Here is a 772-nt window from a genome sequence, read left to right as displayed (position 1 = left end):
TAGATATATCAAAGACTTATAAAACCCATCAGTTCCAATACCTGGGCGTATCATTCATGCGCTTCAATAAACGCTTTGAGTGCCAGCTCATCAATAATCTCCAAACCGTTGTCCGTTTTTGTAATCAATCCCTTTTCAATCAAGTCCTTAACTGCACGTCGATAGACTCGGCCTGAGGTACCAAACCGCTCAGCCTCTTGGTTCACTTTATCAAAACCACCAAGCAGCTTATCCGTCTGATTACGGACGAGAAGATCATAGGCAATGTTGTAAGTAATGGGATGCAACAAACGATTAGTGTAGATATCCATGGAGTCTTGATAATCCTCAGCCAATGCTGAAGCGAAGAACACCATCATTTGGGGATGATTTTGCAGTGCTTCGGTTAGTTTTTGGATACAGATAACATCAACCTGCATATGTTCATCTGCTATCACATTCCATTGACAAGGAGTCTGAGTGAAGAACTCCATTTCACCATAAATATGATAGTCGCAGTTAGCTTCCCCTAATTGAAAACGTCGTCCATTTGCGGCCAATATGTTCATCGAGACTCGACCTACTGGCACAACATACAAGTACTGAAGTTGCTCACCTTGGCGGAGAATTGCTTCCCCAGCATCAAAGTAACGCGAATTTATTTGGCATTGATAAATCAAATCGCGAAAGGTGGCACTCTTTTCTTCAAGGTATGTTTTGAAGCGACCAGTCGGATAAGGGCTGATTTTCATTTTCTGCTCTCTCAGAACAAGTTACGGACAACTATTTAAGA

1 protein-coding gene is annotated in these 772 nt (G+C 42.0%); it reads right to left on the bottom strand.

Annotated features, from left to right (window positions below):
* Positions 1-50 precede the first annotated feature (50 nt).
* Positions 51-731, bottom strand: a complete 681-nt coding sequence (locus IQR33_RS04220) for a Crp/Fnr family transcriptional regulator (protein WP_005382613.1) — start codon at positions 729-731, stop codon at positions 51-53.
* Positions 732-772 lie beyond the last annotated feature (41 nt).

Source organism: Vibrio sp. OPT46 (assembly GCF_015163535.1).
Taxonomy (GTDB): Bacteria; Pseudomonadota; Gammaproteobacteria; order Enterobacterales; family Vibrionaceae; genus Vibrio; species Vibrio alginolyticus.
The sequence above is the reverse complement of the archived record's forward strand: the minus strand, read 5'-3'. Positions and strand labels throughout refer to the sequence as shown.